The sequence below is a fragment of the Amantichitinum ursilacus genome, assembly GCF_001294205.1.
Lineage (GTDB): Bacteria > Pseudomonadota > Gammaproteobacteria > Burkholderiales > Chitinibacteraceae > Amantichitinum > Amantichitinum ursilacus.
Window position 1 is genome coordinate 224,400 of sequence record NZ_LAQT01000003.1, and the last position, 24,630, is coordinate 249,029.

Consider the following 24,630-nt stretch of genomic DNA (forward strand, 5'->3'; position numbering starts at 1 on the left):
TGTTAGGCTGCGGCCACAACGCGCTAAGCTATATGCAATTAGCCCGCTTTATCCGCAGCATTTCATCGGAGGCCCAGATGGCCCAACACTACTCGGGCGGCATGCTCGCGATCTATCCCGACGGCCCCGCATGTGCCGGATGCAAGAGCGCGCAGCCGCTGGATTTTGAATTCAGCTATGCCTATCAGCCCATCGTTGATGTGCACCGTTGCAGCATTTATGCGCACGAAGCGTTGGTGCGCGGTGTGGCGGGCGAACCCGCGCCAACCGTGCTGTCGCGCATCACCGAAGCCAATCGCTATCAGTTTGATCAGGCCTGCCGCGTTAAAGCCATCCATATGGCCACGCAGCTGGCGCTCGACACCATGCTGTCGATCAACTTCATGCCCAATGCCATTTACCGGCCCGAAGTGTGTATTCAGAGCACGCTGGCCGCCGCCAAGGAATGCGGTTTTCCCATCGATCGCATCATCTTTGAAACCACCGAAGGCGAGCGCGTTAACGACGGCAAATGGCTGTGCGAAATCCTGCGCGAATACAAAAAGATTGGCTTTTTAACCGCCATCGATGATTTTGGCGCAGGCTTTGCCGGGCTTAATTTATTGGCGGATTTCCATCCCGATATTCTCAAGCTGGATATGGATCTGATCCGCAACGTTAATCAAAGCAAAGCGCGCCAGGCCATCGTGCGCGGTATCACGCGCATCTGCGAAGAACTGGATATCCGCATTATTGCCGAGGGCGTCGAAACCGTGGAAGAGGCCGCCTTTCTGGCCGACACCGGCATTGCGCTAATGCAGGGCTATCTGTTTAGTAAACCGCTGTTTGAAGACAGCGGCAAGTTTGATCCGGCGTTTTGCCTGGCCTGATGCCGCGGCCCGGGGTGCTGCTACCGTAACGGCAAAAACACCTCCGCCACCGTCTCATGTTCCGGCACTTCCGGGAAAAATTTAATGCGTTGGCAGTACACCGGAAAATCGCGCGTGGTTTCGCCGCTGGCGGGCAGCCAATCGCGATACAGAAACAGGGCTGCGGGTTCCAGGTTGTCGGTGTGTCCGGTTACGCGCAGTACTGCGCAGCGGCCGCCGGGGATTTCGCCGGCGACCACTTCGGCGCCATGGGCTTCAATGGGGCCGCGCGTGCCGGCGCACAGATCGACGTGATAATCATCGGGCGAAGCCGGTTGGCGTTCGGAATACCAGACGTTAAACGTGGGGCTGTTCTTGGGATGCAAGCCGGCGGCTTGGCGCCACGCAATAAAGCGCTGCACGGTGGCGCCCAGCAGGGCCGGGTCTCCGCGGTGCGACATGATGCCCACAGGCGTGGCGGGCACGGTGCGGATGGTTACATCGTTGGCGTTATAAACGGGGTGCATCAGCGTACTCCTGGCGTGGTTTAGCGGCTCAAGGGCCGCGAGCCACGGCTGCCAATGGGGCGTTAGACGAAACGATGAGGGCGATTGGCCAAAGCGTTGCCGAAACGCGCGGGCAAATGCGTCGGGTGCAGCGTAACCGGCGTCCAGCGCGACCCCCGTTACGCTGTGCGCCGCGCGGTACGCCAGCTGATACGACGCGCGCTTCATGCGCGCCAGCTGGATATACCGCTGCACCGAGAGCCCGAACGTAGCGGAGAACTGCCGATGAAAATGAAATTTCGAGCACGCGGCCACCCGGCTTAATTCATCCAGATTGAGCGGCTGGTGCAAATGGTGCTCGATATGTTCCAGCACGCGTCGCATACGGGCTTGGTGGTGTAGGGCAGGCTTCATCGTCGGGTCCTTATGGCAGGGCCAGTGTGGCGCAACCGCAGGCACCGCGCTCGACCGATCTTGCTGTTCTGGGCGCGGAGGCCTGTGTCGGCCGCGCGCGCCCCGCGCAACCGGCACGCCGCCCCTTGGCGCATGCGCTGACGCCCTCAGCCGCCCGCCGCCAGCGTCTCCGCCGCAATGCGCTGCAGCGCGCTGGCTTGTTCCGGCGAAATCCCCAGTTCCGCCGCGCAGCCCTCGGCCGGGCCCAGGGTGCGCGGATCGTGCCCGGTAATCTGGCCGAACAGCACCAGCGCCGCCAGGTAATAGCCATAGCTGCTGCCGTGGTAGTTGTCCCAACCCCACAGGCTGATCTGGTTGGCGCTGATGCCGTCGTACGGGTTGCTGTCGGCCAGTGTGGCAAAGGCGCGGTTCCACGCCTGGCCCACCGGGATAACTGCGGCGATGGCGGGATTGGCCGCTTTGGCCTGGTCATAACCTGCGCGCAAATCCAGCGCCATCTGCGTAATCGGCTGGCCGTACCAATGGCCGCTGGGCTGGTACGCCTGGTCGGCGCGGGACCATGTGGATTCCAGATAAATCGTCACTTTCGGGTTTTGCGCGGTTAGCGCGCGGGCCAGTTTGCCGCTGTATTTGATCAGGCTGGCCGGGTTGGCGGGCCGTTTGGCGTCCAGCAGCGAATGGCTTTGCAGCACCACAATGTCCCACGGCCGGGTGATCAGATCGCGCTTGTGGTGGAAGTGATAATCCAGCCCTTCGCCCGCCGCGGTTTCCAGACTGACGCTGTAGTTGAGGCCGGCTTCTTCGGTGAAATGCTTGAAGATGCCCGGCACGCCGCCGTTTCCGGCGTGGTTAAGGTCAGTCACGCTGCTGGCGCGATAGTGATAGGTGGACGATTTGTCGCCAAAGGTAAAACTGTTGCCGACAAACAGGATGGATTGCGCGTTGGGGCTGCTGGCGTTGGCGTAAACCGGCGCGGCTTGCAGCAGCAAGGCGGCGCTGGCGAGCGGCACAACAATACGGGCCAGCGCGGCCCGCATCAGCGTGGGTTTAGTGTGCGGGTAAGGCGGGTTGGGCATCGTGCGGCTCTGCGAGAGTGATTGGGCGGGTGTAGCGACTTACCCACTGGGATGTCCGCTGGCGCGCAAGGTTTCCAGATAACGGTTTACATCTTCGAGATGTTCCAGATTGGCGCTGCAAGCCAGATAAGCATCGGGCCGGATGACATACACTCGTCCATCTTCATAACCCTGCTGCGGCAGTACGGTTGTGCCCAGCGCAATGTCGCTGGCGTCCTCGCTCAGCGTGACTGGCGTGGCGCCGGTAGTGGCGACCACAAACCGGCCTTGCGCCAGCAGCGCGTACAGCGTCCGGCTGCCGTCGGCGGCATTCAAACCCGCATTGGGCGCGCGATCGCCCGGCAACATCTGCGTCGATGCACCCGGCAGCGCCCGGTTCAGCGGGCTGTCGGGGTAATGCAGATCCAGTTCGGTAAATTGCTGCGCCAGCGTACGCCGCACGCTGTCCAGATGGCCCAGCGCGCTAACGGTGGCGCTGCGCAGATGTTGCAGCAACGGGTTATGGATCAGCGCCAGCCGCGTCAGATTGCCCGACTTGCGCAATACCTGATCGGCAATGGCGCTGCGCTCGCTGGAATAGCTATCCAGCAAAGCCTCACCCACCAGGCCGTGGCTGTGTAGCGCCAGTTTCCACGCCAGATTGATCGCATCCTGCATGCCGGTATTCATGCCCTGGCCACCGGCCGGGCTGTGGATATGCGCGGCATCGCCCAGCAAAAACACGCGGCCATAACGGTACTCCCGCACCATGCGTTCGTTGATCACAAAGTGGCTGATCCACGCCGGGTCTTGCGCCACGGCGGGCGTGTCGCTGCGCGTATCCAGCAAGTGCTGGATATCGGCCAGCGTGGGTTCGGGCAGGCTGGCGCGGTCCACCTGGCCGATGTCACCCATCACCCGAAAACGCCCGTCGCCAAACGGAATGGCGATCAGCAAACCGTCGTGCGCCAGAAACATCGAGACTTCATCGCGCGGCAAATCGCTCGCCAGTTTGACGTCGGCCAGCAGCCAGTGGGTGGGCAGTGTGTCGCCGGCAAATTCGGCGGTATCCAGTTGGTGGCGCACCGTGCTGTGCGCGCCGTCGCACGCGGCCAGCCATGCGGCCTGGGCGGTCTCGATGCGGCCATCGGCGTGGCGCAAGGTGGCGCTGATGCCATCGGGCGTGCTGTGGTGCTGGATCAGTTCCACCTCGCGTTCAACGTGCACGCCCAGCGTGGCCAGATGGTTTTCCAGCAAGCGTTCGGTTTCGCTTTGCGCCAGCAGAACGCCAGCCGGGTAATCGGTAGCGATGCCCGCCTCAGCAAAGCGCAGTTGCACGCGCTGTTTGCCCTCGGCCCAAACGGCCGCACCCCGCGCCGGGATGCCGGCTGCGACAAAATCTTGCGCGATGCCTTCAATCTCCAGCATTTCCAGCGTGCGCGACCAGACGATCAGCGCTTTGGAATACGGGCTGCGCACGGCGTTTTTTTCGATGATGCGCACCGGCACCGCCTGGCGCGTTAACGCCATCGCCAACGTCAAACCAATCGGGCCCGCGCCGACGATGAGTACCTGTTTGTCCATAGATTGACCTTGGCGTGCTGCACAAAAGAACCTTTACCTTAGCAAGTTAAAGCGCGCTGCCTCGCTTCGGGTGAGCCCTGCGGCAGGCGCGGCCCAGCGTTGTTTGTATCGATTTATTACATGATTCGACAGTTACGGTGCGAATTGATAGTCAAACCTGCTGAGGCGCATGTGATCTTGCTCACATCGGCCAAACAGCCACTTTTATCGGAAAACCCGGCTAAACGACTGTTTTATCTAAGTATTTGCTTATATTGGGGCATGCGTCCGCAAAAAACATCACGCGTTCACTTTTTGCCGCCGCCGATCTTGCTAAAAAGATCGCCCATCCCCTTTGTGCCGTTTTGTAAGTCTGTATCTGATTATTTCAAGATAAATTGCGGGCGAAATTGAAAGTCTTTCCGGGCTTTTACACCCAGCATTCGACAAAAAAAGATCAGATCATGCCTGCCAAGCTACCCCACACCCCGCCGCCGTACGCGCGCACCTTAATCCATATCGCCGTCAGCGGCCTGCTGCTTTACGCGGCCCCGCGCGCCCACGCGGCGGACATCACCATCAATTCACCCACGCCCACCGTAATCAGCGGCGGCTCAGCCACGTATGGCACCACCGTCGTGGGCAGCAGCGGGGTGGGCACGCTGCATATCGATGCGGCCGGGGTGTATAGCGCCGGGCTGGCCATCGTCGGTTCGCAAGCGGGCAGCAACGGCGTGATAACGATCAGCGGCGCGGGTTCGCAGTTTGCGGGCAACAACCAGCTGACCATTGGCGATGTGGGTACTGGCACGGTAAACGTGCAAACCGGCGGCCAACTGATCATGAACAACGGCCAGGCCGCGTTTATCGGCCGCAATGGCGGCAGCGGCACGCTGAATGTGGCGGGAGGCAGCTATGCCAGCACGGGCCATCTGCATATCGGCTGGGCCAGCAGTGGCGTCACCAATGTCAGCGCGGGCGGCACGGTGAATGCCGAAGCCAGCTATCTGGGCTTTAACGCCGGGGGCAATGGCCAACTGAATATCGCCGATGCCGGTTCCAGCTTTAGCGTTAACTGGCTGGGCGTGGGCCTGGCCGGCGCAGGCACGGTCAGCGTCAGCCGCGGCGGCACGCTGAACAGCAACTTCGGCCAGATCGGCAGCGGCGCGTTTGCTGGCGTGGGCTACGGCGGCACGGTGGGCTTAAGCGATGCGGGCTCCACGTGGCACGTGGGCAATACGCTGAATGTCGGCCAACAATCCAGCGGCTTGTTATCGATCAGCAACGGCGCGGCCGTAACCAGCGCGCAAACCGTCATCGCGGCGAGTGCGGCCAGCGCCAATTCGGCCGCGCTGGTAACCGGCAGCGGCTCGCGGCTGGATGCGGGCAATACGCTGGCAATCGGCCAATCGGCGGTGGGCACGCTGGTGCTGCAGCAAGGCGCGACGGTAAATGTGGGTAGCGGCGGCACCCAGCTGGGCAGCAACGCGGGCGCACGCGGCACGCTGGTGATCGGCGCGGCAGCGGGCCAGGCGGCGGTGGCTGCAGGCACCTTCAATTCGTCAACGATTACGGGTGGGGCGGGGCAGGGCGAGATCGTGTTCAACCACACCGATGCCGACTATGCGATGGGGTCGCGCATCAGCGGCAATATCGCGGTCAACGCGCTGGCGGGGCACACCACGCTGACCGCCAATAACAGCTGGAGCGGCAGCACGCGCATCGATAGCGGCGCAACCTTGCAGCTGGGCAATGGCGGCAGCAGCGGCGCGCTAACGGCCGATGTGCTTGATAACGGCGTGCTGGCGTTTAATCGCAGTGATAACGCCAGCTATGCGGGTTCGGTTTCGGGCAGCGGCGCGCTACAGCAGATTGGCAGCGGCAGCACCATCCTGACCGGCAATCAGCGCTACAGCGGTGGCACCACCATTGCCGCAGGCAGCTTGCAGATTGGCGATGGCGGCACGTCGGGCTCCTTCGTCGGCAACGTGCTCGACAACGCCACACTGGCGTTCAACCGCAGCGACGCCATCGTGTTTGCTGGCGCCATCAGCGGCAGCGGCGTGATCGCGCAAAGCGGCGTTGGCACTACGGTGTTGACCGGCGTCAGCAGCAATGCCGCGGGCGCCATCGTAGCGGCGGGCACCTTGCAGATTGGCGATGGCGGCAATGCGGGCGTGGTCAGCGGCAATATCCGCAACGACGCCACGCTGGCCTTTAACCGCAATGACGACCAGACCTATGCAGGTTCGATCAGCGGCGTGGGCCAGGTGGTGCAGGCCGGCAAAAACACGCTGACGCTGGCGGGCAACAACAGTTATAGCGGCGGTACGCTGATTGCAGCGGGCACTTTGCAAGGCCAGGCCGGCAGTTTTGGCAGCGGCGCTATCGACAATCGCGCCGCGCTGGTACTGCAACAAGACAGCAACGCCGAACTGGGCAACCTGCTGCAAGGCAACGGCAGCGTGACCAAGCTGGGCAATGGTCGGCTGGTCATCAACGGGCAGAACAGCTTGAGCGGCGCGACCACCGTGGCGGCAGGCGAACTGCAGGTGAATGGCGCGCTGGCGCAATCGGCGATCACTCTGCAAGGCGGCACGCGTTTGTCCGGTGTGGGCAGCGTGGGCAGCGTGCAGGCAGGGGCGGGCAGTGTGGTGGCGCCGGGTCAGAGCGTGGGCACGGGCGTGGCCGGATCGCTGGCCAGCAGCAAGGCCGTCGCCACGGCGGCGGTGGGGCAGTTGGGGGTGGCGGGTGATTTTGCCCAGGCCAGCGGTTCCAGCCTGGCCATCCGCACCGTACCGGGCAGCAATGCCGCTGATTTGCTGCAAGTCGATGGCACAGCCACATTGGCGGGCGGCAATGCGCTGATCGTAACGCGCACCAGCAGCACGCCCTACACGCTGAACGCGCATTACACCGTGCTGCATGCAGATGGCGGTATCAACTGGCTGGGCGCTGCCGGTTATGACGTGCAGGGTGACACGCAACTGAGCAGTTTCTACAGCCTGCGCAGCAGTTTTGATCAGCAGAACGTCTATCTGCAGGCCATCCAGACGCGCAGCTTTACCGATGCGGCGGGCACGCCCAACCAGTTGGGCACCGCCAGCGGGCTGGATGGCATCAGCGGCAGCAACACGTATCGCGATGGTGTCGGCGCCTTGACGGATGATGCCGCCGCGCGTCGCGCATTTGATCTGGGCTCGGGCGAACTGCACGCCAGCATCAAGGCGCGTTTGCTGCAGCAAGACGATCAGGTGCAACGCGCCGCGTTGGCCGAAGCGCGCGTCTGCGCGCAGCAGCAGCCGGCGCTGGAATGTACCGCGCCGCGCTGGTGGGGTCGCATTTACAACCAACACTTTGATGTGCCCGCTGATGGCAACGCCGCGCATCTGAATGGCGAGCTGAATGGCGCGGTGCTGGGCCTGCAGGTGGACGTCAACGATTGGCGTCTGGGGGCGTATGCCGGTTATGGCCGTGAGCGCTTTAGCGTGGATGCGCTGCTGTCGCTGGCGCACAGCAATAACGGCGAAGCAGGCCTGAGCGCAGCGCATCAGCTGGGCGCGGTCGACCTGCGTGTTGGCGCGATGGCGGGCTGGATGCGCGTGGACAGCCAGCGCACCGCCGCAGTCGGTGCCGATACGCAAAGTCTGAGCGCCGCCTACACCGCAAAATCCGCGCGCCTGTTTGCTGAAGCCGCACTACCGCTGCAGTACGCCGCGCTGCAATTCGAACCGTATCTGGGCGTTAACGCGGCAGGCCTGGCCACGCCTGCGTTTACCGAACAAGGCGGCGATGCCGCGCTGCATGCGGCCTCGGAACACGACGGCCAGATGTTCAGCGATGCCGGTGTACATATCGGCTCCACCCTGGCGCAAAGCGTGAACTGGCAAGGCGCCGCCACCTGGCGACATCGCTATGGCCCGGCCGCCGCCAGCAGCACGTTCAGCTTTGCTGAGGGCACACCGTTTGCGATCAGCAGCGCCGTTACCCCGCGCAATACCGCGCTGCTGGAACTGGGGCTGAACGCCACCTTGGCGCAGGACGTCACCGCGCAGGTGTCGTACTCGGGCCAGTTTGCGCACGGTTTAAACGAGCAAACGCTGCAAGGCACGCTCAACGTGGCTTGGTAAACGTCGCTGCTGTTGCCTTTTTTTGTGATGCGCCGGGCACTGCAGCTTGCATGCGCCAGCCCCCGGCGCGCCCACCTTCCTCGAACGCCTGATTGATCTGAGAGCGCAAACCCATGAACAACCGCCTGCCCGGAACCCCTCTGCCTTCTAAAAAATACTGGCGCGCGCTGCTGCCGCTGGCCGTACTGTTGGCCAGCTGTGGCGGCGATGGCGGCAGCGATGCCACCACGGCCACAGCCAGCCCGATCACCGGCCCCGTGGCCACCCCGGTGCCTGGCACCACGCCCACGCCCGCCCCTGCAATCACCGCAACGCCCACACCCGGCATCACGCCCACGCCGGCCCCGGTCGTTACGGCGGTGCCGACGCCGGGCGTGACGGCGACCCCCATCCCCACCGCAACACCGGTACCGACGCCCGTGCCCACGCCCGCGCCGGGCGCGACCTGCACCGGCAACGGCAAGACCTATACCGAGGTCTATAAAACCGCCACCTCGCGCTGGTGCGTCGCGCCCAGCGTGTGGGCATCCAACAGCGCCGATATCAAAAAATTCTTCCCCTATGGCGAGCAGGTGGTCAGCTCGTTGCAGTCGATTTTCAGCGTCAGCGCCAACCAGACCTTTGTGTACCAGGTGGATACGCCCAACGGCGGCGCGCATACCGGCAGCGATTTTGGCCTGGGCGTTTCGGTGACCGGCGATGCGTTTTATGGCGGCTATCCGGATTCGCAAACCGGCACCAGCATCGTTGGCTTCTGGGGCTATCTGCTTACGCTGCACGAAGCGATCAATGTGTGGACCGGTCTGGTCAGCGCAGGCTGGCCCACTGACTGGTGGGCCGACCACCGCAGTCCGTTTCCCAACACCATGGATTTTCATATTCTGCAGACCATCGGCGACGCGCAAAACAACGACACGCTGCGCATGGCCGCGCGTACGCAGAAGCAACGGTTTATCGATCCGGCCGCCAGCGGCTACGATACCGAAGTGGTGATGTTTGAATCGTTTGCCACGCGCTTTGGCGGCTACACGCCGTTCCAGCGCATGTTTCAGCTGATGCAGGCGGATGGCTTGCGGTGGGACCAGGCGGCCGCTAACCCGTCGCAATTGCTCAGCGAATACGTGATCGCCTATGTGCAACTGGGCACGCGCACCACCAGCGATATGACGGCCAGTGACTTTATCGCTGCGGGTGTGGGCAGCAAAGACCCGGCCACCACCGCGTATACGCCGCAAGCCAGCCACGTTAAGGCGATTGGCGATGCGCATTGTTCGATTGCCGGGGCGCGCTCCGATCCGGCGATTACATCGGCGCAATTGCTGGCGGCGCTGGGCCATTTGCGCAGCGGTGATTACGCCAATGCGTCTATCCATTCCCGCGCTTGCAGCACCACGCCCGCCGCCAATGCCCCGGCCGAATGCAGTTGCAGCAGCGGCACCGGTCAATGGGTGGCGAAATGGAATTAACTGCATGTTGATGCGCGCTATCCGCAATGGATGGCTGGCCAGTTTGCTGTTGCTGGCCAGCGTCGGTGCGCTGGCCGATGCCAGTGCGCCTGCGGCTGCGGCTGTAGCGCCCGTGCTTAAGCCGCAATCGACGCAGGGCCACCCCATCCTGATCGATTTGCTGAAACTGGCGCCGCCGCCCGCGTACGCGCTGAAATGCGGCAGCGGCTATTGCGATACGCGGCGCAGTTATTGCGAAACCGTCAGCACCGATGAGCCGCATCTGCCCAATGACTACGCCTGCCGCCCTCTGCCGGCAGCGTGCGCCCATGCCAGCAGCACGGCGCAAAGCTGCGGCTGTTTTCCGGCGCATACCAAATGTGATTTTTGCTCGACCAGCGCCGTGGGCGCAGGCGTTGGTTTTTATCGCACCTGCTTTGGCGGCGGCTAGCGGGTAACGCGGTGGTCCATGTTATCCGTGCATAAAAAAACGCCCGCAGCTGCGGGCGTTTTTCATCAGGGCGTGGTTGATTACAGATCAAACTGCGCCGACAGCACAAAGGTGCGGCCCGATGCCGTACCCACGTAGCCGTTCTGCATTACCCAGTACGCTTTGTCGAACAGGTTCTCGACGTTGGCGCGGTAAGTCACGGCGGTGCTACCCAGCTTGCTGATATAACGCGCGCCCACATCCATGCGTGTCCAGCCCGGCACGCGCACGGTGTTGGCGTTGCTGTACCACATCGAGCCGGTGCGGGTAACGCGCGTGTTCAGCGCAAAGCCTTGCACCCACGGCGTATCCCAATCCAGGCCCAGGTTAAAGTTGTTGTCCGGCACCGCGCCCACTTCCTTGCCATCGGTGGCGCCGCCATCGGTGTTGTATTGCCGGGTTTTGAAAAAGCTGCCGCTGGCGTTAAAACGCAGGCCGCGGGTGACTTCGCCATAGGCCGTCAATTCCAGACCACGCACCCGGTTACGACCGTCTTGCGTGGTATGCATGATGCCGTCGACCAGGTTGGTGGACGAGTTGGCTTGTTCAATCTGGAACACCGCAGCCGTGGTGGTGATGCGGCCAAAGTCGTACTTCACGCCGGTTTCGTATTGCTTGGACTTGTACGGCGGAAACGGATGGTTCGGGTTGGCGTCATCGGCCGAAGTAAAGCCGCCCGCGCTTAACGCGGCCGTGTAGTTGGCATACACCGACATGTTTTTGACCGGCTTGACCACAATGGCCGCTACCGGCGTGATCGCGGTTTCGTCCGAAGTCTGGCCGTAGTCGCCAAAGGTGCGGCTATACACCTGCTGACGACGCAGGCCGCCAATCAAACGCAGGCGATCATCGTAGAACGAGGCCGAATCGGTCAGCGCGTAGCTGGTCAGGCGCGTCTGGTTTTGCGGCGTCATATCGCCGCGATGCGCGCTGATCGAAGGCAGGGCCACCGGGTTGTACAGGTTGGAGGTCACGCCGGTGTCTTCGGCGTAATAGAAGTAATCGGTTTCCTGATTAAGGCGATTGGCTTCCAGCATCAGCGTGTGCTTGACGCCCCAGGTGTCAAAGCGCGCGCGGATACCCACGTCGGCCGAGGTAGAGGTGACGTTCTGGTCGTACCAGCCGTTGTACAGATCGCTGGTGTCGCCTTGCACATCCAGAATGGTGGTGCCGGGGAAGGTTTGTTTGGATTCGGCCACGTGATGGCCAATAGCGCCGTAAGCGGTCAACGTATTGTTGATGTCGTATTCCAGACGCGTAATGGCGGCTTTATCGTCGGCTTGCAGCGTGGTACCGGGGTACAGGTTGGTCTCGCCGGACGGTGCATCCGGCATCGAGGTGCTGCCGATGCTGAACTGCGGACGGAAGTTTTTGGTGTCTTCGTGCTGGGTATAGGCGTCCAGGCTCCAGCGCAGACGCTCGCCGCTGTAATCCAGCGCCACCGAGCCCATGTTCTGTTCTTGCGAGTTGCCGTTAAGGTTAGTGTCGCCATTGGCGTACAAGGCGTTAACGCGCACGCCCCATTCCTGGTTTTCACCAAAGCGCCGGCCCACGTCACCCTTCAGACCAAACTGGTTGTTGGACAAATAGGTGGTGGTCAGGCTGGTTACCGGTTCTTCGTAGGCGCGCTTGGGCACCAGATTAACCGCGCCACCCACGCCGCCGGACGGGCCCATGCCGTACATAAGCGTGCCGGGACCTTTCAGCACTTCGATACGCTCGACCATCGAGATGGGCATGCGCGTCAGCGGCACCATCCCATACAGGCCGTTAAACGACACGTCGTTGGTGGACATGGTAAAGCCGCGAATCTGATAGCTATCGCCAAAGCCGCCATCGCCATTGGTGTTACGCACCGAGGCGTCGTTGGCGATGACGTCGCCAATCGCCCGCGCTTGCACGGCATCGATACCTTGCGCGGTGTAGTTGGTGGTGCTGAACGGGGTATCCATCACGCTGGCCGTACCCAATACGCCCAGGCTACCCCCGCGCGCTACCAGGCCACCGGCATACGGCGCGGTGGGGCTGGCTTTGGCGGTAACGGTCACGCTGGGCAGAACGGCGTTCACATTGCTGCCGCCGGTGGTTTTTTCAGCGGCGGGCGCGGCGGCGACGTCGCTGGCGACGGCGGCATTGCTTGCGGCGCTATCGCCATCGGCATAGGCGGCCGCTGCGGCCAGCACCGGCGCCATCAGCACCAGGCCCTGCACGGCCGATGCGACGATTTTTTTCGGGAAAACGGATTTGCGTTGACGGTTGGACGCCCTGACTTGCCCCATGACTTGTTCCTGACCTTTCATTTTAATTAGTCAGAAATTGTAAACGTTTCCGATCGTAAAAGTGAAGCATTCTCATTACGAGAACGCGTAAGTCGCTCAAAAAAAGACAGCAGAATCCCACGCGCTGCGCTCCATAGGGTGGGTCATGACCCACCACTCAAAGTCGTGGGATTTAGGCGCGGTGCTCATCTGCTCGGCTTTGCATGGTGGGTCGTGACCCACCATGCAAAGCCGTGGATTGAGGCTCGGTGGCTCTTTCCTTGGCTTTGAAAGGTGGGTCATGACCCACCCTATGCGAGCGCTGGTTCCGCGATTCTCGCGGCGGAACCAGAGGAGGTCCATCCGGAGACGGGCGACGCCGGGTTCTGACTATCCAGACAAACATCCCCGCTGCCGCGACCAGCGGCTTTGCCGTTTTCCCATCCTTAAACCAATAATTGCGTAACCCTCCGGTAATAATTAGTAATAGCGGAGAAAAGCCCTGTCTTACAGGGCTTTTTGACAGCGCCAGCGGCCAACAATGGGCGGCACGTTGCCATGGTTGCCCCCCAAAAAAGAGGACAGGAGACGTAATCATGGCAAGCAACACCTTACCGCGACAGCTCGCGCTGGCCGCGGCGATCTCGCTTATCCCGGCGTTTGCGCTGGCTTATCCCACCTGGCAAGACGGCGGCACCTACGCCGCAGGCACCATCGTGTATTACCAGGGCCACGACTATAAAGCGCTGGTCAGCCAGACCGACTGGGCTGGCGCAGGCTGGAACCCGGCCGCCACGCCGAGCCTGTGGGCGGATCTGGGCGTGGATAAAGGCGCGACACCGACGCCCGCACCAACGCCCGCGCCAGCCCCGGCCCCGGCCCCGGCCCCCACGCCGGTCGCGACGCCTGCCCCGACACCGGCACCGGCCGCCACCCCAGCGCCGACGCCCGCCAGCGGTTACGGCGTCACCCAGCAAACCGGCGGCAGCGTGCAGTTTTATGCCAACAACGCCGCCTGGGCCGATCTGCATTACACCGTTAACGGCGGCGCGCAGCTGAATGTGCGTATGGCCGTCAGCAATAACCAGAACACCTACAAAGTCACCGGCCTGGCCAGCGGCGCGGTGGTGCGCTACTTCTTTACCATCGCCAACAGCAGCGGCGGCGCCAACGACACCGCCTGGGCGCAATTCACCTACGGCACGGCCACCCCGACTCCCGCACCGACACCAGCCCCCACGCCCGCGCCGACCCCCACGCCGGCCCCCACGCCCACCCCGACGTGGAACAAGCTCACCACCTTCAACCTGGTCAACAACACGCACGGCAAATACGCCGATAGCCAAGTGTACTGGGCCATCATCGGTAAAGACGTCAGCACCGGTCAGTACGTGCACGTGGCGCAAAACGGTTCGCTGGTGCCGATGTCCGCCGCGGATAACGGCTCGCTCAGCAAAAACGGCAATACCTACACCAACTATTTCTTCTCGTTGGCGCAAAGCAAATCCGTAACGATTCCGCTGCTGGATTCGGCGCGGCTGTTCCTCAGCGTCGGCAGCCCGATGTATATCAAGGTCAACGTGGATGGCAATGGCAACCTGGGCTATGCCGGGGCGGATCTGAACAACCCGACCGACGCCAATATCGACGTGATCTTCGACTTTATCGAAATGGCCATCCTCGGCGATTCGGGCTTCTTCGGTAACACCACGCGCGTGGATCAGTTTGGCTTTCCGGTTACGCTGCGGCTGCAAGGCCTGGACGGCTATGACCAGACCGTGGGCGAAACCGAAGGCCACGATGCGCTGGTCAACGAATTCCGCGCCGAAGCCCCGGCCGAATTCCAGCCGCTGGCCGCTGCGCCCTATATGCCGTATCGCATCATCGCGCCGGCGCACGCCAACTTCTCGGATAGCGGCGCTAATGCCAACTATCTGAGCAGCTATATCGACGACATCTGGAACACCTACACCACGCAAACACTGACGTTTACCGACCAGCAAGGCACGTTCACCGGCCATGTCAGCGGCAACCAGTTCTTGTTTACCGACGGCCAGGGCACCTACCACGTCAACAAGCCGACCTCGACCATGGCGCTGCTGGGCAACGGCACGCTGAACGACGATTCGGGCACCGTGGCGCCCTCGGTACAGCGCGATAAACAGCTGCAAATCCAGGCCCAGTTTGCCGCAGCGCTCAACCGCCACGTGGTGAAAACGCCGGCCAACTGGTACACCGCCAGCGCGTTCTACCCGGCGGGCCAGCCGTCCAACTTCTATGCCAAGTTCTGGCACGAGCACAGCATCAACAACCTGGCTTATGGCTTCTCATATGACGATGTCGGCAACTTCAGCTCGTCGGTACACAGCACGGTGCCGAAGACGGCCACGGTGACGATCGGCTGGTAAGTGGGTTGAATCATTGGTAGAAAACAAAACGGCCGCTGCATTAACACAGCGGCCGTTTTTATCGGGCAGCGGCAATGCCGCATCAGCCCTTGGTCGCCCCAAACGTCAGCCCCGCCACAAAGTGGCGTTGCATCGCAAAGAACATCAGTACCGAAGGCAGTGCCGCCAGGATAGAGCCGGCGCTGACCAGGTTCCATGCCGTGGTCCATTGGCCTTTCAGCGCGGCGACGCCGACGGTAAGTGGGGCGGCTTCGTCGCCCTGGGTCAGGCACAGCGCCCAGAAATAATCGTTCCAGACAAAGGTGAACACCAGGATCGACAGCGCGGCCAGCGCCGGGCGGATCAGCGGCAATACGATGCGGAAAAACACGGTCCATTCGCCAGCGCCTTCAATGCGCGCGGCTTCAACCAGTTCATACGGCAATTGCTTGATAAAGTTGCGCAAAAACAGCGTGCAAAAGCCGGTCTGAAATGCGATATGAAACAAGATCAGCGCGGGCAGGGTATTAAACAAACCCATATGCAACGACAGATCGCGTACCGGAATCATCAGAATCTGGATCGGCACAAAATTGCCCGCCACAAAAGTGGCAAACAAGGCGGTATTGCCGCGAAAGTTATACACCGCCAGCGAGAATCCGGCCATTGCCGCCAGGGCAATTGCGCCCGCCACTGCAGGCACGGTAATCATCACGCTATTAAAAAAGTAATGCAGCATGGGTGAGGTAGTCAGCGCCTCGTGATAATTGGCCCATAAGGCAAAGTGTTTGGGCCAGCCCCAATAATTGCCTTCGGTTAATTCTTCCGTGGAGCGGATGGACGTGACCATCACCGCAATCATCGGCAATAGCCAGATCAGCAATGCAATGGGCAACGACAATTTATAGATGCGGCGATTAAGCGGCTTCCAGTGTTCAACAGGCATGGGGAACATGGCGGGCCTCCAGATTAATGTTCGTTGCGCAACATGCGGCGCAAATGCCAAGCGATATACACCAGCATGATGGCAAACAGCACCACCGCAATCGCCGCGGAATAGCCAAGGCGGTAATACTTGATGGCCTGGTCGTACATGTAATACGCCAGCACGGTGGAGCTTTCAAACGGCCCGCCGCCGCTCATGACCGAGATCAGATCAAAGCTGCGCAATGCGCCAATGATGGTGACGACGATGGCCATAAAGGTGGTGGGGCGTAATTGCGGCAGCACCAAGTACCACAATAAATTCCAGCCTTTGGCGCCTTCCATGCGCGCGGCTTCGATCTGTTCGGCGTTGATGCTGGTCAGGCCGGTTAAATACAGAATCATGCAATACGCGGTTTGTGGCCACAGCGCGGCGAATACGATGCCAAAGGTGACGTAATGCGGATCGCCTAATACCGGAATGCCATGGCCCAACATCATGGCCAGCAGGCCAAAGGTGGGATCGTAAAACCAGCTAAAGATCAGCCCCACCACCACGCCCGACAGGACAAAGGGTGCAAAGAACAGCGATTTAACCAGGCGGATGCCGCCCACTTCCTGGTTGAGATACAGCGCAATCGCCAGCCCGGCGGGCGGGGACAATAAAAACAGCAATAGCCAGATCAGGTTGTTTTTAAGCGCGGTATAAAACGTGGGCGCATGCATTAATTCGACGTAATTGGCCAGGCCGACAAAGGTTTTATCGCTCATGCCGTCCCAGTTATAAAAACTGAGCGAAATGCTGGTCAGAATCGGGTACAGCACATACACCGCCACCATGAGGCAGGCCGGCGCCAGAAACAACCACGCGGCGCGGCGTTGGCGGCGCGCGCTGGGCGACAAGCCCTTGCGGGCGGGCGTGGCGGGCCTGGCGGGCTGCGCCGTGCTGCTTTGCGGCGGCACGACGGCGGCCGGGGCGATACCAGAGGCGGAATCAATCACGGGCGGTTCTCCAGATCAAAACAGGCAGAAGCCAGCGGCGGGCCTGATGCGCCAGGCGTTATATAAAATGCATCAGGCCCGCATCGCTTTATTTCTTGTAGATGCGCTTGCGGGTTTGCTCCAGCTGCGCCAATACGGCGTCGATCTGGCTGGGGTCCGACAAGAATTGCTGCATGCCTTTCATGCCTTCATCGGCCATTTCTTTGGTCATATCGCGATCGTAAAACTGCGCAATGCCACCACGCGTTTGCGACAGAATCTGAAAGCCGATTTTAGAAATCGGGTCTTCCGGTTCCGGCGCTTTGGCATTGGCCGGCAAGGAGCCCAGGCCTTTAGCCAACCGTGCGCTGATTTCCGGCGTTTCGGCAAAGGCGAGGAAGGTATGCGCATCCGCCTTGTTTTTGGCTTTGGCCGGAATATGCAGCGATTCGACCGGGCCGTCTTCCGCCGTCGGCACTTTGCTGTCGATGATCGGAAACTGGAAATAACCCATATTCGGTTTAACCGTGGCGGGGAAGCCGGCCGAGATAAACGTGCCCATCAACATCATGGCGGCCTTGCCCTGGAACAGGAAAGGCTGGGCGGCATCAAGGTCATACGACAGCGGGCTCTCGATAAAATACTTGTTATCGATCAGCTCTTTCCACGTTGTATAAACCTTTTTAACGCGCGGATCGGTATAGGCCACTTCGCCCGCCATCAGTTTTTGATGGAACGCGTTGCCGTTCAGGCGCAAATCCAGATAATCAAACCAGCCCGCCAACGTCCATGAATCGCGCCCGCCCAAGGCAATCGGGCTGATCCCGGCCGCCTTCAGCTTTTTGCAGGCATCCATAAATTGATCCCAGGTTTTGGGTTCAGCGCTGATCCCGGCTTTCTGGAATACATCTTTGCGATAGAACACGCCCCAGGAGTAATACACGGTGGGCGCGGCATATTGTTTGCCATTCCACGATGAGGCTTCTTTGGTGGAGGCATAGGTTTCATTCCAGCCGTTTTTAGCCCAATCGCCGGACAAATCTTCCAGCAAACCACGGCGCGCGTAATACGCCATGCGTTCGCCGTTATGCCAGTTGACGATATCGGGCGCGATGGTGGTCAGCCAGCCGGGCAATTGCACTTTGTAGGCTTCTTCATCCACAAAGGTGGCTTTGACGTCGATATCGGGATGCGCTTTTTTAAAGTCATCAAAAACGGATTGCCAGACCGCGCGTTGGCTGGCGCCTTTAAACGCCACATTAACCGCCAGCGTGCCCGCCTGGGTCATGCCGCTACACAAGCCGAGACCGGCCAGTGTCAAACCCAGGATGCGAGTGCGTACCTTCATGCTCATTTTTATCTCCTTGCTTGCGCTGGAATCGAGGATGTTTCTGCGTTGCTACCAATGACATCTAACCGGTATTGATGGTGTTTACTGCGAGGGCGCGGCCTGCCGATAAATCGCCACGCCTTGTGGCGCGACCGTGGCCGCGCCGACCACGAACGCGGCCGCATCGACGCCCTGAATGTCGTATGCCGCTGTGTCGTAATTGAAAACGTAAACCAGCCCGCCGCGCTGGCTGATGCGTATGGTGTCCGTCAGCCGTTGCGGGGCCAGACCCGCGCTTTGCGCGATATGTGCCAGCACATCGCGGGTGCCGGCCTCATCAAAAATGCTGGCGCAGTAATGCAGCTTGCCGTGGCGTAACAAGGCCGGATGGCCGTCGGCATAGCGGCCCAGGATTTCGACCGCAGCATCGGCTTCGATCAGATCGCGCCAGTGCAGGGCGTTGAGTTGCGGCAGATTCAGCGCACTGGCGTCCACCACTTCGGTAACGTTGGGACGCAGCGATTCCACGCGCCATACGCGCAGCGGCATTACTTCGGCCAACGGGCCCGGCGGCAAATGCTGCGGAATCTGCACATTCACCGTCTTGGAGCCGGTACGCGGCCCGATCACCACGTGCGCGCCGCTGTGGGCCAGGCGCTGCGCCAGGCCTTGCGGTAGCACCGGCAGCGGCGGCACCACAATCAGGCTATAGCCATCGAGCGGGGCATCGGTCGGGATAATGTCGACGTCAAATCCCAGGCTACGCAGCGCGCTGTAATAGCCAAAGGCAAAGCGCGGGTAATGAAAATCCGCGCCTTGCGGGTGGATTTCGAACAGCCATTTAGCTTCGTAATCAAACAGCAGCGCCACGCGCGGCCGTACCGCGCCATCCAGACCGGTGGCTTGTACGACGGCGATTTCCGCGGCGGTTTGCTCGGCCTCGTGCGCGGCCAGATCGGGTTGGTTGTCCGGGGTATGCAAACCGGCGTGCATCTGTTCTTGCGCAAACGGCGCTTGCCGCCAGCGGAAATACGACACGCAACCGGCTCCATGCGCCAGCGCTTCCCAGCTCCACAAGCGCACCATGCCAGGCAGCGGCGCGGGGTTCCACGGCGCCCAGTTCACCGGGCCAGGTTGTTGTTCCATCACCCAGAATGGCAAGCGCGACATGCCGCGATACAGATCATGGTTAAACGCGGCGAAATCGGGGTGGCCGGTGCGCAGCCAGCGCGCCTTGATCTGGGGCGCAAACCACATTTCTTCCAGCGCGCCCAGCGGATAGCTATCCCAGCTGGCCACATCCAGATCGGCCGCCACTTTGTAATGGTCGAACTCGTTAAACATCTGCATAAAGTTATGCGCCACCGGCCGTCCCGGCGAATGCGCGCGCACGATATCGACCTGCATGCGGTTGTAGCGCACCAGTTCATCCGACGCAAAACGGCGGTAATCCAGCCGATGCGACGGATGCGCTTCGGTGACGGTTTCGATGGGCGGGTCGATTTCAGCAAAGCTGCGGTATTCCATGCTCCAGAACACCGTGCCCCACGCCTCATTCAGCGTGGCGATATCGCCATAGCGCGCCTGCAGCCAGAGCCGAAAGCGTTGCGCGGCGGCGGGTGAATAGCTCACCACCGTGTGATGGCAGCCGTATTCGTTATCCACTTGCCAGAACGCCACGGCCGGATGCTGGCCGTAACGTTGCGCCACGGCAGTGCAGATGCCTTGCGAGGCTTCAAACCAGCTGGGAGACGAAAAATCATAATGCCGGCGCGAGCCAAAACGGCGCGGGCGGCCATCCGCGCCCACGGCGAGGATATCGGGGTGTTGGTCGATCAGCCATTTGGGCGGCGTGGCCGTCGGCGTACACATCACCACCTGCAAACCGGCGTCACCCAGTACCTTCACCGCGCGGTCCAGCCAGCCCCAATCGTATTGGCCCGGCTGCGGTTCGATGCGGCTCCATGCAAATTCGGCGATGCGCACTTGCGTAATGCCCAGCGCTTTCATGCGCGCGGCGTCGTCGGCCCACATGCTTTCGGGCCAGTGTTCGGGGTAATAGCAAACGCCTAGACGCATCGGCGCGCCGGTTTGTGCCTGGTTCATGGGTGAGACTCCAGATGCGGAACGGCAAAGCCGTTTTCGGTAAACAGGTGGCAGGCGTGGGCGGGCGCAACAAAGCTGACCGTTTCGCCCACTTTGACGGTGGCGTCGCCGGGCGCTTTGGCAATCAGCACCGGCTGCTCGGGCGCGTTGAGATGCAGATAGCTGTGCTCGCCCAGCGCCTCGATCAGCGATATCGGGCGGCGAATGATCTGGGTGGGTGGAACGGCGCTGGGCGGCGCGCTTTCCAGATGCTCGGGCCGGATGCCCAGCGTGACCGCTTGCCCGGGCTTGAGCTGATCGCCGCTGACGTTAACGCGCAGCTTTTCACCGGTCTGATCCAGCGCCACTTCCACCCCGGCGCTATCGATAGCGCTGACTTGCGCCGGTAAAAAGTTCATGCGCGGCGAGCCAATAAACCCCGCCACAAAGCGGCTAACCGGGCGGTGGTACAGCGTGAGCGGCGCGCCAATCTGCGCAATGCTGCCGTGCTGTTCCATATCTTTGCCGGCGTGCAGCAGCACAATCTTGTCGGCCAACGTCATGGCTTCGATCTGGTCATGCGTGACATACACCACGCTGGCGGCGGCAAATTGTTTGTGCAGGCGCGCGATCTCGATGCGGGTCTGGCCGCGCAAGGTGGCGTCCAGATTGGACAGCGGCTCATCAAACAGAAACACGCCCGGTTCGCGCACAATGGCCCGGCCGATGGCCACGCGCTGGCGCTGGCCGCCGGACAAGGCTTTGGGATAGCGGTCGAGCAGGTTTTCCAGCTGCAGAATGCGCGCCGCCTGGTTGACCTTGGCCGCGATGGTGGCGGTGGGCGTTTTAGCCAGCTTGAGCCCGAACGCCATGTTTTCGAACACCGTCATATGCGGGAAGAGCGCGTAGCTCTGAAACACCATCGCCACGCCGCGTTCGGCGGCGGGCACGTCGTTCATCAAGCGGCCACCAATCTTGAGCTGGCCATCGCTCAGGTCTTCCAGCCCGGCAATCATGCGCAGCAGCGTGGACTTGCCGCAGCCCGATGGCCCCAGAAACACGCAGAATTCGTTTTCGCCGATCTCCAGATCGACATTGCGGATAACGGGCTGGTGATCGCCATAGCTTTTCTGGGCCCCTTGCAACGAAATACTTGCCATCAATCCGGCTCCATGGTCAGATTTGTTTGCCTTGATTAAGCGCTTAATCAACATCCGCAAAAAAAGGCCACTAAGGCATCAGGCAAGGGTCTAGACCGGCTGGCTTGATGTAGTGGGCGCTAAGTTGCTACGGACTATAGCAGCGAGATTTCTGATTATGCAATATGGTGGTCAAGGATTTTTGTACCCGCTTTGCATGCTGCCCTGCATCGTAGAATGGCGCTCCGGCACGGCGCGCGCATGCTGGCGCGGCACAGCATCGCATCAGACGGTAGCTCGCAAAAAATGGAAATTAAAAACAGATGACTACACTTTCAGAGGTGGCCAACCACGCGGGCGTCACACCCGCCACGGTGTCGAACGTGTTGCGCAATCGCGGCCGCGTCAGCAACGAAACCCGCCAACGCGTGCTGGATGCAATCGACGCCCTGGGCTATCGGCCCAACCTGAATGCGCGCGCCCTGGCCGAAGGCCGCGGGCCGACCCTGGCGCTGATGGTGTCCAGTATCGCCAACCCGTTTTATCCCGAATTTGCGCTGGCCGCCGAACGCGCCGCGCGCGCGCATGGCAGTTTTATGCTGCTGTGTAACACCAACGACGACACCGCCACCGCGCACGCTTATCTCAACCAGCTGGCCGGATCGCTGTCGCAAGGCGTGCTGGTAATGAACGGCAATCTGGACTTTGACGTGCTGCGGCAAAGCCGCTGCCCCGTGGTGTTGTGCATGTGGGAAAAGCCGCATGAATCGCCCGGCATTCCCTGTATTGCTGTGGATTTCTATCTGGCCGGGCAACTGGCGGCGCAGCATTTGCTGGCGCTGGGGCATCAGGCGATAGGCATTGTGGTGGGCAATGGCAAAGGCGGCATCCATACCTCGCGCTTGCGTGGTTTTACCGACGCGATGGCGGCGGCGGGCGTTGAATTTGCGCCCGAACTGATCGAAACCGTGCCCGATACGGTGCAGGGCGGCTACGACGGCGGCCAGACCCTGTTGCAACGCCATCCGCAGTTAACCGCCATTTTCGCCACCAACGACTTGCCCGCCATCGGCGTGATGCACGCGGCCACCGATCTGGGTTTGCGCATTCCGGCCGATCTGTCGGTGATGGGGATTACCGATATCCAGATGGCGCAAGAAAGCCGCCCCGCGTTATCGACCGTGGCCGTGCCGACGCAGGAAGCCGCCGAACTGGCGGTGTCTTTGCTGCGCACGCTGGTGGGGCAGGAACCACGCGCGGCGCATGGCCCGCATCAGATGCTAGTGACGTCAGAACCGGTGCTGGTGCCGCGCGCCAGTACTGCCGCGCCGCGTGCCGCGAGCACGCGCTCCGATTAAGCATCAGCCGGTGCGCGCGTCATAAGCCGCCTGGGCGTTGCCGATCTTTTCACCATGCTGCTGCGACCAGCTAACCAAGGCCATAAACGGTTCTTGCAAGGTTCTGGCCAGCGGTGTGATCGCGTATTCCACCCCCACCGGCGAGGTCGGCAGCACGGTGCGCGTGATCAAGCCATTGCGTTCCAGCCGCCGCAGCGCTTCGGTTAACGCCTTGTGCGTAATCGGGTCCAGCCGTCGCTTGATTTCGTTAAAGCGGGACGGCTGTGTGCACACCACCGTCAGGATCAGCACCGACCACTTGTTGGTGACTTGCTCCAGCGCCAGGCGCGCGGCGTTAGCGGTGCAATCCGCCTCGATATGGGCTTCGGTATGGGCGTCGATAGGGGCTTCGAGATGGGCGTCGATAGGGGCTTCGAGATGGGCGTCGATAGGGGCGTCGATAGGGGCCTCGGCGTGGGCCTGGACGTCGTCTGCTGCGGGCATTGCGGTTTCCTTGTGGATATCTAGGCTAGATCAGGTGCGTAATTGACACTAGATATACGCAGTGTATCTTGGCCCCACCCCAACCCCGCAAGCTAAAAGGTGAGATATGCAGCGATTCGAAGGTAAAACCGTCGTCATTACTGGCGGCAACAGTGGCATCGGTCTGGCCACCGCGCAACGCTTTGCCGCAGAGGGCGCCCGCGTGTTTATCGCAGGTCGACGCGAAGCCGAACTGCAAGCCGCCGTTCGCCAGATTGGCCACGGCGCGCAGGCTATCCAGGCCGACGTTACCCGCGGCGAAGATCTGGCCGCGCTGTACGCCACGGTCAAAGAACGCGCGGGCGTGATTGATGTGTTGGTCGCAGCGTCGGGCGTTAGCGAACACGGCTTGCTGGATGACACCACCGAGGCGCATTTCGATTATCACTTTGATATCAACGTGCGCGGGCTGGTGTTTACCGTGCAAGGCGCTTTGCCGCTGATGCCCGCCGGCAGCGCCATCGTGCTGATCGGTTCGATTGCCGGCTCAATCGGCAATGCCGGTTATGGCACTTATTCGGCCACCAAGGCGGCGGTGCGCTCGTACACGCGCACGTGGTCCAAAGAACTGGCGGCGCGCGGCATTCGCATCAATACCCTTAGCCCTGGCCCGATCGAAACGCCGATGTTTGATAGCGTTACCGACGAAATCCGCGAGCAGTTTACCCAGATGGTGCCGCTTAAACGCATGGGCAAACCGGAGGAAATTGCGGGCGTGGCCTTGTTTCTGGCCTCGGCCGACAGCGCGTATATCACCGGCGCGGAACTGGTGGCCGATGGCGGCATGATCGCCTGATGGCGCGGACCAGGCTCAAGCCGTGATCTCGATGCGCGTGCCATCGGGCGTCTTGATCACGGCTTCGTAAAAGCCATCACCGGTGAGACGAGGCGGCGCGTGCAAGCAGCCCGCCGCCTTGCAGCGCGCCGCCAGCGCATCCACCTCAGCACGGCTACCCAAGGCAATCGCCATATGATCCCAGCCGATGTGTTCGGCTTGTGGCGCATCCGCCAGCCACGGCCCCGTCATCAGTTCGATCTGGCCGGCGTGATCGGGCAATTGCACAAAGCGCGACACAAAGCCGGGCCGACGCTGGCTGTGATAGGCCTCGCCCACGTGAGCGCCAAAATACGTTTGCCAGAACGCGGCAGCTTGATCCAGATTGCGTGTCCACAACGCGATATGAGCCAGTTGCAT

The 24,630-nt window shown here is 61.4% G+C and carries 18 protein-coding genes; 7 read left to right on the forward strand and 11 right to left on the reverse strand.

Annotated features, from left to right (window positions below):
* Positions 1 to 77: 77 nt before the first annotated feature.
* Positions 78 to 869 carry an EAL domain-containing protein gene (locus WG78_RS05825; RefSeq protein ID WP_053937029.1) on the forward strand — a complete coding sequence of 264 codons (792 nt, stop codon included), beginning with the start codon at positions 78 to 80 and terminating at the stop codon, positions 867 to 869.
* A 20-nt stretch (positions 870 to 889) separates the two neighbouring features.
* Here the strand turns inward: WG78_RS05825 and WG78_RS05830 are convergent, their stop codons facing one another.
* The 3 genes from WG78_RS05830 to WG78_RS05840 form a co-directional block, all read right to left on the reverse strand.
* Positions 890 to 1,768, reverse strand: a complete 879-nt coding sequence (locus WG78_RS05830) for an AraC family transcriptional regulator (RefSeq protein ID WP_053936852.1) — start codon at positions 1,766 to 1,768, stop codon at positions 890 to 892.
* A gap of 146 nt (positions 1,769 to 1,914) precedes the next feature.
* On the reverse strand, positions 1,915 to 2,844 hold the full coding sequence (locus WG78_RS05835) for a DUF4886 domain-containing protein (RefSeq protein ID WP_201782367.1): 930 nt from the start codon (positions 2,842 to 2,844) through the stop codon (positions 1,915 to 1,917).
* 39 nt (positions 2,845 to 2,883) lie between these two features.
* Positions 2,884 to 4,407, reverse strand: coding sequence for an FAD-dependent monooxygenase (locus WG78_RS05840; RefSeq protein WP_053936853.1), 1,524 nt, complete (start codon positions 4,405 to 4,407; stop codon positions 2,884 to 2,886).
* Between the two features lie 443 nt (positions 4,408 to 4,850).
* Between WG78_RS05840 and WG78_RS05845 the strand changes: the two genes are divergently transcribed.
* From WG78_RS05845 to WG78_RS05855, 3 genes are all read left to right on the forward strand, one after another.
* Positions 4,851 to 8,516: an autotransporter outer membrane beta-barrel domain-containing protein gene (locus tag WG78_RS05845; RefSeq protein WP_152969078.1), complete on the forward strand. Its 3,666-nt coding sequence runs from the start codon at positions 4,851 to 4,853 to the stop codon at positions 8,514 to 8,516.
* A 113-nt stretch (positions 8,517 to 8,629) separates the two neighbouring features.
* On the forward strand, positions 8,630 to 9,982 hold the full coding sequence (locus tag WG78_RS05850; protein WP_053936855.1) for a hypothetical protein: 1,353 nt from the start codon (positions 8,630 to 8,632) through the stop codon (positions 9,980 to 9,982).
* A 4-nt stretch (positions 9,983 to 9,986) separates the two neighbouring features.
* Entirely contained in the window at positions 9,987 to 10,412 is a 426-nt protein-coding gene (locus tag WG78_RS05855) for a hypothetical protein (protein ID WP_053936856.1), read from the forward strand.
* A gap of 80 nt (positions 10,413 to 10,492) precedes the next feature.
* Here WG78_RS05855 and WG78_RS05860 read toward each other — a convergent pair whose 3' ends face one another.
* Positions 10,493 to 12,730 (reverse strand): TonB-dependent receptor, encoded by a 2,238-nt coding sequence (locus WG78_RS05860; protein ID WP_201782368.1) that lies wholly within the window; start codon positions 12,728 to 12,730, stop codon positions 10,493 to 10,495.
* 575 nt (positions 12,731 to 13,305) lie between these two features.
* Here WG78_RS05860 and WG78_RS05865 point away from each other — a divergent pair.
* Positions 13,306 to 15,117, forward strand: a complete 1,812-nt coding sequence (locus WG78_RS05865) for a beta-1,3-glucanase family protein (RefSeq protein ID WP_083458799.1) — start codon at positions 13,306 to 13,308, stop codon at positions 15,115 to 15,117.
* A gap of 82 nt (positions 15,118 to 15,199) precedes the next feature.
* Here WG78_RS05865 and WG78_RS05870 read toward each other — a convergent pair whose 3' ends face one another.
* From WG78_RS05870 to WG78_RS05890, 5 genes are all read right to left on the reverse strand, one after another.
* Positions 15,200 to 16,051: a carbohydrate ABC transporter permease gene (locus tag WG78_RS05870; protein ID WP_053936857.1), complete on the reverse strand. Its 852-nt coding sequence runs from the start codon at positions 16,049 to 16,051 to the stop codon at positions 15,200 to 15,202.
* A gap of 14 nt (positions 16,052 to 16,065) precedes the next feature.
* Positions 16,066 to 17,022 carry a carbohydrate ABC transporter permease gene (locus WG78_RS05875; RefSeq protein WP_201782369.1) on the reverse strand — a complete coding sequence of 319 codons (957 nt, stop codon included), beginning with the start codon at positions 17,020 to 17,022 and terminating at the stop codon, positions 16,066 to 16,068.
* 88 nt (positions 17,023 to 17,110) lie between these two features.
* A complete protein-coding gene (locus tag WG78_RS05880) occupies positions 17,111 to 18,355 on the reverse strand; it encodes an ABC transporter substrate-binding protein (protein WP_053936858.1) in 1,245 nt (414 codons plus the stop codon).
* Between the two features lie 78 nt (positions 18,356 to 18,433).
* Positions 18,434 to 20,437: a beta-galactosidase gene (locus WG78_RS05885; protein ID WP_201782370.1), complete on the reverse strand. Its 2,004-nt coding sequence runs from the start codon at positions 20,435 to 20,437 to the stop codon at positions 18,434 to 18,436.
* The gene (locus tag WG78_RS05890; RefSeq protein WP_053937034.1) at positions 20,434 to 21,576 is read right to left on the reverse strand and encodes an ABC transporter ATP-binding protein; all 1,143 of its coding nucleotides are present in this window, start codon (positions 21,574 to 21,576) and stop codon (positions 20,434 to 20,436) included. The genes WG78_RS05885 and WG78_RS05890 overlap by 4 nt, the downstream gene beginning before the upstream one ends.
* 302 nt (positions 21,577 to 21,878) lie before the next feature.
* Between WG78_RS05890 and WG78_RS05895 the strand changes: the two genes are divergently transcribed.
* Positions 21,879 to 22,913: a LacI family DNA-binding transcriptional regulator gene (locus tag WG78_RS05895; protein ID WP_053936859.1), complete on the forward strand. Its 1,035-nt coding sequence runs from the start codon at positions 21,879 to 21,881 to the stop codon at positions 22,911 to 22,913.
* 3 nt (positions 22,914 to 22,916) lie between these two features.
* On the opposite strand, the gene WG78_RS05900 is transcribed toward WG78_RS05895, so the two are convergent.
* Positions 22,917 to 23,396 carry a winged helix-turn-helix transcriptional regulator gene (locus WG78_RS05900; RefSeq protein WP_083458800.1) on the reverse strand — a complete coding sequence of 160 codons (480 nt, stop codon included), beginning with the start codon at positions 23,394 to 23,396 and terminating at the stop codon, positions 22,917 to 22,919.
* 106 nt (positions 23,397 to 23,502) lie between these two features.
* On the opposite strand from WG78_RS05900, the gene WG78_RS05905 reads away from it, so the two are divergent.
* Positions 23,503 to 24,231: an SDR family NAD(P)-dependent oxidoreductase gene (locus tag WG78_RS05905; protein WP_053936860.1), complete on the forward strand. Its 729-nt coding sequence runs from the start codon at positions 23,503 to 23,505 to the stop codon at positions 24,229 to 24,231.
* Positions 24,232 to 24,246: 15 nt separating this feature from the next.
* Here WG78_RS05905 and WG78_RS05910 read toward each other — a convergent pair whose 3' ends face one another.
* The gene (locus WG78_RS05910; RefSeq protein ID WP_053936861.1) at positions 24,247 to 24,630 is read right to left on the reverse strand and encodes a VOC family protein; all 384 of its coding nucleotides are present in this window, start codon (positions 24,628 to 24,630) and stop codon (positions 24,247 to 24,249) included.

Bases quoted from the DNA above. Each gene is read 5' to 3' on its own strand.
- WG78_RS05825 (WP_053937029.1), top strand. From the start codon at position 78: ATGGCCCAACACTACTCGGGCGGCATGCTCGCGATCTATCCCGACGGC.
- WG78_RS05830 (WP_053936852.1), bottom strand. From the start codon at position 1,768: ATGAAGCCTGCCCTACACCACCAAGCCCGTATGCGACGCGTGCTGGAA.
- WG78_RS05835 (WP_201782367.1), bottom strand. From the start codon at position 2,844: ATGCCCAACCCGCCTTACCCGCACACTAAACCCACGCTGATGCGGGCC.
- WG78_RS05840 (WP_053936853.1), bottom strand. From the start codon at position 4,407: ATGGACAAACAGGTACTCATCGTCGGCGCGGGCCCGATTGGTTTGACG.
- WG78_RS05845 (WP_152969078.1), top strand. From the start codon at position 4,851: ATGCCTGCCAAGCTACCCCACACCCCGCCGCCGTACGCGCGCACCTTA.
- WG78_RS05850 (WP_053936855.1), top strand. From the start codon at position 8,630: ATGAACAACCGCCTGCCCGGAACCCCTCTGCCTTCTAAAAAATACTGG.
- WG78_RS05855 (WP_053936856.1), top strand. From the start codon at position 9,987: ATGTTGATGCGCGCTATCCGCAATGGATGGCTGGCCAGTTTGCTGTTG.
- WG78_RS05860 (WP_201782368.1), bottom strand. From the start codon at position 12,730: ATGGGGCAAGTCAGGGCGTCCAACCGTCAACGCAAATCCGTTTTCCCG.
- WG78_RS05865 (WP_083458799.1), top strand. From the start codon at position 13,306: ATGGCAAGCAACACCTTACCGCGACAGCTCGCGCTGGCCGCGGCGATC.
- WG78_RS05870 (WP_053936857.1), bottom strand. From the start codon at position 16,051: ATGTTCCCCATGCCTGTTGAACACTGGAAGCCGCTTAATCGCCGCATC.
- WG78_RS05880 (WP_053936858.1), bottom strand. From the start codon at position 18,355: ATGAGCATGAAGGTACGCACTCGCATCCTGGGTTTGACACTGGCCGGT.
- WG78_RS05885 (WP_201782370.1), bottom strand. From the start codon at position 20,437: ATGAACCAGGCACAAACCGGCGCGCCGATGCGTCTAGGCGTTTGCTAT.
- WG78_RS05890 (WP_053937034.1), bottom strand. From the start codon at position 21,576: ATGGCAAGTATTTCGTTGCAAGGGGCCCAGAAAAGCTATGGCGATCAC.
- WG78_RS05895 (WP_053936859.1), top strand. From the start codon at position 21,879: ATGACTACACTTTCAGAGGTGGCCAACCACGCGGGCGTCACACCCGCC.
- WG78_RS05900 (WP_083458800.1), bottom strand. From the start codon at position 23,396: ATGCCCGCAGCAGACGACGTCCAGGCCCACGCCGAGGCCCCTATCGAC.
- WG78_RS05905 (WP_053936860.1), top strand. From the start codon at position 23,503: ATGCAGCGATTCGAAGGTAAAACCGTCGTCATTACTGGCGGCAACAGT.
- WG78_RS05910 (WP_053936861.1), bottom strand. From the start codon at position 24,630: ATGCAACTGGCTCATATCGCGTTGTGGACACGCAATCTGGATCAAGCT.